Origin of the sequence: Propioniciclava sp. (genome assembly GCF_036744435.1) — a bacterium.
GTDB lineage: Bacteria > Actinomycetota > Actinomycetes > Propionibacteriales > Propionibacteriaceae > Propioniciclava.
On the sequence record NZ_DAIOIA010000129.1, the window covers coordinates 1 to 8,007 of the forward strand.

The 8,007-nt window shown below is 70.7% G+C and carries 9 protein-coding genes; 7 read left to right on the top strand and 2 right to left on the bottom strand.

The features are described 5' to 3' along the window. The 7 genes from V7E09_RS13120 to V7E09_RS13150 form a co-directional block, all read left to right on the top strand. Positions 1-743 (top strand): family 1 glycosylhydrolase (locus V7E09_RS13120; protein ID WP_324523511.1); only part of this gene is annotated, 743 nt, incomplete at its 5' end. A 478-nt stretch (positions 744-1,221) separates the two neighbouring features. Beyond that, positions 1,222-1,560: a hypothetical protein gene (locus V7E09_RS13125; protein ID WP_324523512.1), complete on the top strand. Its 339-nt coding sequence runs from the start codon at positions 1,222-1,224 to the stop codon at positions 1,558-1,560. 88 nt (positions 1,561-1,648) lie between these two features. Next, complete coding sequence (locus V7E09_RS13130; protein WP_324512176.1) at positions 1,649-2,218, top strand: MarR family winged helix-turn-helix transcriptional regulator; 570 nt, start codon at positions 1,649-1,651, stop codon at positions 2,216-2,218. Continuing rightward, a complete protein-coding gene (locus V7E09_RS13135) occupies positions 2,211-4,085 on the top strand; it encodes an AMP-dependent synthetase/ligase (RefSeq protein ID WP_324523513.1) in 1,875 nt (624 codons plus the stop codon). The genes V7E09_RS13130 and V7E09_RS13135 overlap by 8 nt, the downstream gene beginning before the upstream one ends. After that, positions 4,082-4,975: a DUF1295 domain-containing protein gene (locus V7E09_RS13140; protein ID WP_324523514.1), complete on the top strand. Its 894-nt coding sequence runs from the start codon at positions 4,082-4,084 to the stop codon at positions 4,973-4,975. The genes V7E09_RS13135 and V7E09_RS13140 overlap by 4 nt, the downstream gene beginning before the upstream one ends. A 230-nt stretch (positions 4,976-5,205) precedes the next feature. Beyond that, positions 5,206-6,306, top strand: coding sequence for an LCP family protein (locus tag V7E09_RS13145; protein WP_324512179.1), 1,101 nt, complete (start codon positions 5,206-5,208; stop codon positions 6,304-6,306). Between the two features lie 121 nt (positions 6,307-6,427). After that, the gene (locus tag V7E09_RS13150; protein ID WP_324512180.1) at positions 6,428-6,817 is read left to right on the top strand and encodes a DUF2510 domain-containing protein; all 390 of its coding nucleotides are present in this window, start codon (positions 6,428-6,430) and stop codon (positions 6,815-6,817) included. Here V7E09_RS13150 and V7E09_RS13155 read toward each other — a convergent pair. Together V7E09_RS13155 and V7E09_RS13160 are read right to left on the bottom strand one after the other, a co-directional pair. After that, positions 6,814-7,209 carry a hypothetical protein gene (locus V7E09_RS13155; protein ID WP_324512181.1) on the bottom strand — a complete coding sequence of 132 codons (396 nt, stop codon included), beginning with the start codon at positions 7,207-7,209 and terminating at the stop codon, positions 6,814-6,816. The genes V7E09_RS13150 and V7E09_RS13155 overlap by 4 nt on opposite strands. Before the next feature lie 31 nt (positions 7,210-7,240). Then, a partial coding sequence (locus V7E09_RS13160; protein WP_324523515.1) for an MFS transporter occupies positions 7,241-8,007 on the bottom strand: 767 nt, incomplete at its 5' end.

Sequence of the window (8,007 nt, forward strand, 5' to 3'; positions counted from 1 at the left end):
GCTACGTCGTCACCATCAACGAGCCGAACATGGTGGCCGTCATGGCGGCCGTCCGGGCCGGGCAGGGGGCATTGGAGACGGGCCTGGGGGGCGGGTTGCCCACCCCGCTGCAGCCCACCGTGGACGCGCTCACGGCGGTGCATCGCGCGACGCGCGACTACCTCCATGCGCACCATCCCCACCTGCGGGTGGGGTGGACCGTCGCCAATCAGGTCGTGCAGGCGCTGCCCGGCGGCGAGGCCGGGGCGAACGCCTACCGCGAGGCGATCGAGGACCAGTTCCTGCGGGTCTCGCGCGAGGACGACTTCGTGGGCGTGCAGTCCTACACCCGCAACCGGGTCGGGCCGTCCGGGGTGCTCCCCGTCCCCGAGGACGCTCCCACGACGCTCACCGGCTGGGAGTACTACCCGGCTTCGCTGGGGGAGGCGGTGCGGCACACCGCCGAGGTGGTCGGCCACGACGTCCCGGTGCTGGTGACCGAGAACGGCATCGCGACGGCCGACGACGACCAGCGGATCGCCTACACGCAGGGTGCGCTCGCGGGCCTGGGCGCGGCGGTCGCCGACGGCATCGACGTGCGCGGCTACCTGCACTGGTCACTGCTCGACAACTACGAATGGGGCAGCTATCGGCCGACGTTCGGTCTGATCGCCGTGGATCGGCGCACCTTCGCCCGGACGCCGAAGCGCTCGCTGGGCTGGCTGGGGGAGTGGGCGCGGGCCGGTCGGTTCCCGCGCGCGTGAGGCACGCTGCCTAGAATCCCGGGCATGCGCGCCTACAACCTCGTCTTCGTGACCTCTGCCGACGCCGTCCCGGCCGCCCCGCTGCCGCTGCGGGAGGGCGAGCCGTCCCGGCCGTGGGGGTGGTGGGGTGAGCTGGGCCCCGGGATCCGCCCCTCGATGTGGCCGCTGAGCTCGCTCACCGGGTTGCCGATGCGTCACTTGTTCACGCTCCGGCTGCCGCAGGAGTATCAGCGACGAGGCCCCGGGTTTCCCGGCATCGCCTTCTTCCGCGGGCACGGCCAGTTCGCGCAGCCGTACGAGCCGGTCGGCGAGGACGACCCGTTCGACGACTACGTGCGCGCCGCCGTGCCGCACCCGCAGCTTGCGTTGCTGGAGGACCTCATCGACCAGCAGTTCGGTCTGATCTGGCTCACCGAGGAAGAGTTGACCGGGGCGCGGCTCCCCCCCCCCCGCCGATGCTCGGCGTCCGGGGGAGCATGTGGCCGACGACGAGGGCCACAACGCCTGGGACGGCCCCGGCTACGCCGCCGACTGGGCGGTCGCGCCCGCGGACATCTACCTCACCGTCCGCGACGACCCGAATACCGGCCTGGCCCCCGAGGGGGAGGGGTATCGCGACCCGTTCGATCTTCCGGTGTGGGACCGGCTCGCAGAGCACGGGGATCACCTGGGGGGTTCGCTGGTGGTGGGGGACGGGATCCCCGAGCCGATGACGCCGTGGTTCCTGCAGGTGCAGCGGGTCGCCGAGTACGCCGACTACGGCAACGGCGAGGCGACGGTCATCGACCTGGAATCCCACGTCTTCTTCATCGGCTGAGCCTGCGACCGCACGCCCCCGGCAGCGAGCGCCCATCTCAAAATAGATAGCCTAGCTAGTAGTTAGCTAGGTGTAGTAAGTTGGGCGTGTGGACAAGGACACGCAGCCCCCGCGAGAGGACGCCAGGCTCTATGACGTCCTGGCGCACGACCCGGCCGCCAGAACCGCCGCGCTCGGTCCCCTCGGGGCCGATGACGTCGACCAGATCTCCGACCTCCTCCAGGCCATGTCCGAACTCCGGGAGGCCGAGCGGATCGCCAGCCAGGCATCCGCCCGCTACATGGAACTCAACGAGACCGACATGCGTGCGTTGCGGTTCCTCATCTTCAGCGAGAAGCGGGGCGTGCCTGTCACCGCGGGCGACCTCGCGAGCCACCTGGGCATCTCCACCGCGTCCACCACGAAACTCCTCGATCGGCTGCAGTCAGGCGGCCACATCACCCGCAATCCCCACCCCACCGACCGGCGTGCCCTGCAGATCAGCGTCACGCCCGAGACCCGGCGCTCCGCCCACGAGACCGTCGGACGCCACCACGCCCGCCGCTACCACACCGCGGCCCGACTGACCCCCGCAGAACGCGACATCGTCATCCGATTCCTGCGCGACATGGCCGACGAGATCGACATCAAGAACGCTGATTGGATCCCCCATGACTGAGCATCTCGGCGAGGCGTCCACCCCTGCCCGCATCGAACCCGACCCGCGACACACGGTCACCGACCTCCTCCTCACCCGCGTCGCGCAGGCCCCCGCGCATCCCGCCTTCCGGGTCCGGACCGGCTACGGACCCACCGGCGAGACGGTCACCGACGTCTCCACCGAGGACTACCGGGCCCTCGTCGTCGCGGTCGCGAAGGGGCTCCTCGCCGCAGGCGTTCGCGCGGGCGACACCATCGGCATCCAGGGGCCCACCGGATACCCGTGGGCCGTCGCCGACCTGGCCTGCCTGTGGGTCGGCGCCGTCGTCGTCCCCATCTTCGACAGCGCGGCCGACGACCAGGTCGGCTACGTCGTCCAGAATGCGCGGATGGCGTGGGCCTTCGCCGGCACCGCCGGGCAGCGCACCACGCTGCAGGCGGCCCTCGGCGGATCCCCCCGCGCGGGCGCCGTCTGGGCGCTCGATTTCACCCCGGCAGGCATGGGCGGGCTCATCGACGCGGGACGCGGGGTGAGCGACGCGCTCCTCGACGAGCGGCGAGCGGCGATCGACCCCGACGCCCCCGCCACCCTCGTCTACACATCCGGCACCGAGGGCCACCCCAAGGGAGTCGTGATCACCCACCGCAACCTGGTCGGGCAGGTCCTCAACATCGGTGCCGAGTACGACGACGTCGTGCACCCGGGCGGACGCACTCTCATCTTCCTGCCGCTCGCGCACGTGCTCGCCCGCGGACTCCAGCTCATCTGCCTGGCCGGGGGCATGACGATCAGCTACGAAGCAGACCCCACGCGTGCGGTCACCGCCCTCGCCACCGTGCATCCCACCTTCCTCGTCGTGGTGCCGCGCGTCCTGCAGAAGATCCGCGAGCGGATCCGCGCCACGGCAACCAGCAAGCGACTCGGATGGCTGTGGCGTCAGGCGGAGCGCACGGCCATCGCCTACGGCAGGGTCCTGCAGGAACCCGGGGAGACCCCCGGCCTCGCGCTGCGGCTGCGTCGCGGGCTCTACGACCGGTTGTTCTTCGCCCGGGTCCGGGCCCTCCTCGGCGGCGACCTCGACTACATCCTGTGCGGCGCGGCGCCGCTCGGCGAGGATCTGGGGCTGCTGTTCCGCGGCATGGGCGTCGAGATCGTCGAAGGGTACGGGCTCACGGAGACCACGGCCCCCCTGACCGGCAACCGGCCCGGCGACAACCGGTGCGGCACCGTCGGACGCCCCGAACCCGGGCACACCGTGCGGATCTCCGCCGAAGGCGAAGTCCTCGCCCGCGGCGTCGGCGTGTCTCCCGGCTACTGGGACGCCGCCGACAACGAAGGAACCTTCGTCGACGGTTTCCTGCGCACCGGCGACCTGGGATCCCTCGACGCGGACGGCAGGCTCACCATCACCGGCCGCCTCAAAGAGGTGATCGTCACCGCCGGCGGCAAGACCATCTCGCCCCAGGGCTGGCAGCGCGACGTCGAGGCCGAACCGCTCGTCGGTCACGCGGTGGTCGTGGGGGAGGGTCGCCCTCACGCGGCGGCGCTGATCTTCCTCGACCGCGACGAACTGGACCGACAAGGCCTCGGTGAGCAGTTCGTCCCTGGGCTGCTGTGGCCCATCACCGAGCCGCGGATCCTCACCCAGCTCGTCCCCGTCTTGGAGCGGGCCAACGCCCGCGTCTCAGGCCCCGAGCAAGTCAAGCGATACGCGGTCTACTCCGCCGATCTGGCCCCGGGCGGGGAACTGGTGACATCGACGATGAAGCTGCGCCGAGCCAAGCTCCTGGCGCAGATGGGGCCCGCCATCGACGACCTCTATGCCCGAGGGCGTGAGCTTCCGGGCTCCGGGCGCGCCCGCAGCTCACGGAAGGACGCCTCATGAACGTGGTCTCGGTGATGAAGAAATTGGCGGTGACCGGCATCGTGCTCGCCCTGGCCGTCGGGGTCGCCTGGGCGGGAGGACAGGGCGGCGCCACCCTCGCGGGCGTCCCCGTGTTCGTCGTCGTGGTGGCGGCGGCCTTCGCCATCCAATGGCTCGCCTACATTCCCGCCCAACTCCTGCACACCGAACGATTCTTCGACGCGACAGGCAGCCTCACCTACCTCGTCATCACGGTGGCACTGCTGACCGGGCTCCCCGACCAGGGGCCGCGCGCCCTCGCCCTGGGGGTCGCCGTGATCGTCTGGGCGGGACGCCTGGGCACGTTCCTGTTCCTGCGCATCCGCACCAGCGGCTCGGACAGCAGATTCGACGCGATCAAACGCTCCCCGCTGCGCTTCTTCAATGTGTGGACCCTGCAGGGTCTATGGGTCACGATCACCGCTTCGGCAGCCTGGATCGCCATGACCTCCACCACGCAGGCGCCCCTCACCTTCTCCTTCTTCGCCGGGGCCGCACTGTGGGCGGCCGGGTTCGTCATCGAGGTGACCGCGGACGCCCAGAAGTCCCGGTTCCGGGCCGATCCCTCCCAACGGAAGGCCTTCATCACCACCGGGTTGTGGTCCTGGTCGCAGCACCCCAACTACTTCGGTGAGATCGTCATGTGGATCGGCGTCGCTCTCGTCGCCTTCCCCAACCTCGCCGGATGGCAGCTCGTCGGCCTGCTGTCGCCCGTCTTCGTCATCGTCCTCCTCACCCGGATCAGCGGCATCCCCCTGCTGCAGCGCAAGGCGGAGGCGACCTGGGGCGAGGACCCCGCCTTCCAGGAATACCGTCGCCGCACGTCCCTGCTGATCCCCATGCCGCCCGGCGTCGCCTCGAAGGCCGGCTGAGCTCACTGCGGGCCGCAGCGCCCCGCCGCTGCGGCCCCACGGCGAACATCCGGCCCGCCGCGCGCTGTTCCCGACGCCGGCACGGTGTCATCATGGAACGCGCCGCGGCGGCCAGGGGGGAAGCCGCGGCCCAGCCGTTCGGCCGGAAGAGCCCGGCCGCGCGGCAGTCGAGATCCGGCTCCCGAGCCGGCACGCCACCACCTCACCCACCCCCCGCGAAAGGCATCCCCATGAGCGACACGGTCCCGCCCGATGACCCCCAGGTGCCCGGCAGGCGTCCCCGCAGGTGGCGGCGCTGGGTGATCGTGACCCTGTCCGTCGTCCTGGTCGCCGTCCTTGGTGTGGGGGGCTTCGCCGCCTGGTCGGTGACCAATGCGCTGTCCGGGATTCCACGCGAGAACCTGATGCCCGACGGGAGCGGTGACACCGCGGCGACCCCGGCCGACCAGACGCCGAATCTCGGTGTCCCGGACGCCGGGTCTGCGAGCGCGAATCCCGACGACGAGGCGGGCACCATCGAGAGCGGCACCGCCGACCCGAACGGAACCCTCAATGCGGGGCGTCCCGACCTGGGTGCCTCCGGCTCGCTGAACTATCTACTCCTCGGCTCGGACTCCCGCGGCAGCGACCAGGGGCGCAGCGACGTCATGATCCTCGCCCACGTCTCCCCGGCGCGGGACAAGGTGTACCTCATCTCCTTCACCCGCGACATGTGGGTCACGATCCCCGGGCGAGGGTCGGCCAAGATCAACGCCGCGTACTCCTATGGGGGAGTCCCGCTGGCGGTGCGGACCGTGGAGAACCTCATCGGCACGCGCATCGACCATGCCGTCAAGATCGACTTCAACGGGTTCGCCGGGCTGACCGACGCGCTGGGCGGCGTCACCGTCAACAACCAGCACGCCACCGAGGGGTATCCCCAAGGGGAGATCACCATCTCCGGGCAGGCCGCACTGGCCTATGTGCGCGACCGCAAGCATGTCCCGGGCGGCGATCTGGGGCGCGCCGAACGGCAGCGCGCGGTCGTCACCGCGATCCTGTCCAAGGTGCTCTCGGCCGACGTGCTGGCCAACCCGGCCAAGTTCAACGATGTCGCGAGTCGTCTGGGCGGCTTCTTCACCGTGGACAGCGGCCTCACCAACGACGTCATCTTCCAGACCGCCACGAGCATGCGGGTGACGGGCGCCGGTGACATCGTCAGCCTGCAGGCGCCGATCGCCGGGTTCGGACGCAGCAACGGCGGCCAGGCAATCAACCTGGTGGACTGGCCCAAGATGAAGGAACTCGCCGATGCGATCCACGCCGGCACGATGAGCTCCTACCGGGGATAACTCATCCCGGGGGCCACCCATCGAGTTCGCCGCGCGGCGGGCGAGTCCCGGGTTGGCCCGTGGGAAGGCGGAGCGACAGGCTGGCGCCGACGCGGATGGACCGCGAACGAAGGAGGCCGAAATGGCAGGCACGCAGGCGGGCTGGTACGACGATGGGACCGGAACCCAGCGCTGGTGGGACGGCCAGGCCTGGACGTCCAACACCCGGCCTCAGGAGCCTGGCCCGGGAGGGCTGGGCGGGTTCGTGGAGCGCATCGCCGCTGAGGCGAACGCCGGGGCCCAGCCGCGTCCGGCAGCGCAGAACGCCAGCTATGTCGTCCTCCAGGTCATCTTGAAGGAGAAGATGTGGGGGACCGGATCGGGCAACCTCACCGAGCTCGAACAGGCCATCAACGCCCAGGCGCGCCTCGGCTACCGGCTGCACACCATCACCACCTCGGCTTCGGGCAGCAAGGGTCTGGGTGGCGGCGACAGGATCCAGGCGACGATGGTGTTCGAGAAGCTGTCCTAGCCGATCGGGTGGGGGCGTGCGACGCCGAGCAGGAGCAGGACCAAGACGAGTTGGACGACCCCCATCCCGCCCCACAGGGCATGTGCCCACACGAAGCTGTCCATCACCAGGCACTCGCCGAAGATCCACCCGATCATCACGACCCCGGCGACGCTGTGCGCGAGCGGTTGCCACTGCGGGGCCCGCCGATGCACCCCGATGGCAGCCCACTGGACGCCGCCGACCACCACACCGAGCAGCAGCGCTGCGACGACGAACTGGCCCGCGAACGGTGTCCCCTCCAAGGCGGCGGCGAACCATTGGGGCACGATCAGCAACTGCACGAACCCGATGAGGGTCGACAGCGCCTGAAAGATCGCCACGCTCACCAGCGCGACGCGAATCGCCTTCATGCAGGCCCTCCCCCTCGGCGTCGGGCTCACCCTAGCGGGCCCGGGGGGAGGGGATCTCTCCATTCGCGGGCGTTGCCCGCGCGCCCCGCGCTCCAGCCCACGTGAGCGCCAAGACGACGGCCGCGAAGAGGGCCAGCAACAGCGTCCAGGGCAGGGCCCCCTGCGCCGCGACGATCCCCGCGATCGCCGTGGCGGCCGCCCCCAGCAGGAACTGCGCAGAACCCAGCAAAGCCGCCGCCTGCCCGGTTCCCCGCTTGGGCGCCGCCATCGCCCGGCCCATCAGTGCGGGTTCGGTCAGTCCGATGCCGAACGCCACCGCGACGATCGCGGCCAGGAATCCCGCGAACGGGGCGTTCGCAACGACCAAGACGGCAGCGCCGAGAGAACCGGCCAGCGCGATCGTCCCGCCCGCCAGGGCGAGCCGCACCGACCCGAACCGGGCAGCAAGGCGGTGCACCGCCAAGGTGGCGAACATCATGGCGACGCCGCACGCGCCGAAGGCCAACCCGAAGGCGCTCGGCGTCAGGCCGAACGCGCCCTGGTAGACGTACGACGAGCCGCCGATGTAGCTGAACAGCAGGCCGAACATGGCGATCAGGGCGACCGCAGGATAAGCGAACCCAGGATTGCGGACGAGATCACGGTAGGTGGCGAAGGTCGCCCCCAGCCGCAGCGGGGACCGTCCACCGGGTGGCAGCGTCTCGGGGAGCAGCGCCAGCACCCCGACGATGAGAACCGCCCCCAGGCCGGTGAGCAACCAGAACACCGAGCGCCACCCGAACGCGACGTCCAGGTAGC

What these genes read in the sequence shown, in the direction of transcription:
- V7E09_RS13150 (WP_324512180.1), top strand. Translation starts at nt 6,428, where the DNA reads ATGGCAGGCACGCAGGCGGGCTGGTACGACGATGGGACCGGAACCCAG.
- V7E09_RS13140 (WP_324523514.1), top strand. Translation starts at nt 4,082, where the DNA reads ATGAACGTGGTCTCGGTGATGAAGAAATTGGCGGTGACCGGCATCGTG.
- V7E09_RS13135 (WP_324523513.1), top strand. Translation starts at nt 2,211, where the DNA reads ATGACTGAGCATCTCGGCGAGGCGTCCACCCCTGCCCGCATCGAACCC.
- V7E09_RS13145 (WP_324512179.1), top strand. Translation starts at nt 5,206, where the DNA reads ATGAGCGACACGGTCCCGCCCGATGACCCCCAGGTGCCCGGCAGGCGT.
- V7E09_RS13155 (WP_324512181.1), bottom strand. Translation starts at nt 7,209, where the DNA reads ATGAAGGCGATTCGCGTCGCGCTGGTGAGCGTGGCGATCTTTCAGGCG.